Origin of the sequence: Pseudoalteromonas sp. SMS1 (assembly GCF_021530565.1) — a bacterium.
Taxonomy (GTDB): domain Bacteria; phylum Pseudomonadota; class Gammaproteobacteria; order Enterobacterales; family Alteromonadaceae; genus Pseudoalteromonas.
In genome coordinates this window covers 1-1122 of sequence record NZ_JAKGBI010000072.1, presented here as the reverse complement: position 1 = coordinate 1122, position 1122 = coordinate 1, and the positions used below count along the sequence as shown (strand labels likewise).

Here is a 1122-nt window from a genome sequence, read left to right as displayed (position 1 = left end):
TGTGTTGTGTGACGAAGCGTGTACACCGTCAGACAGTGAACTGCAGCAGCATCTGATGGCATTCTTACCGGCTTACATGATGCCGCAACACTACATCAGTGTGACCCAATGGCCGATGACGCCCAATGGCAAGGTGGATAGAAAAGCATTACCTATACCAGAGTTGACACAACAAGCTGGAGCAGATTATCACGCACCGCAAGGTGAGGTTGAAGAGCGTTTAGCAGAGATTTGGGCGGAGCTGCTAGGTATTGACGCGTCAACGATTTCGACGTCTGCAGATTTCTTCACATTGGGGGGGCACTCACTGTTGGTGATCCGATTGACAAATATAATGAAAAAAGAATTCGGAATTGCCTTAGATATCAAAGAATTATTTGACGGTTGTTCAATAAGAAATATTGCGATGTTAATCAATGATTTTAATATTTACAAAGAAACTGAGAGTACGTTTTTGTCAGTAGAAGAAGGTATTATCTGATGCATTATATAGAGTTAGTGAAAAAAGCTTCAAGCGAAGGAGTGTTGCTTTTTTTAAAAGATGGAAACTTAGCTTTTAAACTAAGGCAAGGAGCAAATTTTACAGATGAGCTAAAACAAGAAATAAGAAAAAATAAGGCTCAAATAATAAGCTTTCTACAAGGTGTTGAATCAGATAAAAAAACAAAAATTAAACGCGCTGAGTACCAACACAATCAAGCTTTACCGTTATCTTTTGCACAGCAGCGTTTGTGGTTCCTTGATCGCTTAGAAGGGGACAGTAGCCAATACAACATGCCTGCGGCGTTTGAACTCAGCGGCACATTTAATATCTCAGCGGCTGAGACTGCGCTATTACGGATCATTGAACGCCATGAAGTACTGCGTACCGTGTATGTGGAAGGTGCAGAGGGCTCTGCGCAAGTGGTCAAGCCATTTAGCGACGTGAAGTTTACGATCCAACAACACGATTTACGTGATGTGTCGGGCGACGCACAAGCGGCACAGGTACAGGCGTTGCTGCAAGCGGACAGCGAGCAAGCGTTTGACTTGACAAAAGATGTGATGTTGCGCGCGGCGCACATTGTGTTGAGCGAAGAGGAAGGTGTGTTGTTGTTTAACATGCACCACATTGCATCAGAT

Annotated in this window: 2 protein-coding genes; both read left to right on the top strand. The window is 43.6% G+C overall.

The genetic code is table 11. The features are described from left to right. Nucleotides 1–481: phosphopantetheine-binding protein (locus L1286_RS24040; protein ID WP_235409552.1), on the top strand; the 481-nt coding region annotated here is incomplete at its 5' end. Further along, nucleotides 481–1122, top strand: a 642-nt coding sequence (locus tag L1286_RS24035) for a condensation domain-containing protein (RefSeq protein WP_235409551.1), incomplete at its 3' end; no start/stop codon positions are given. The genes L1286_RS24040 and L1286_RS24035, both read left to right, overlap by 1 nt.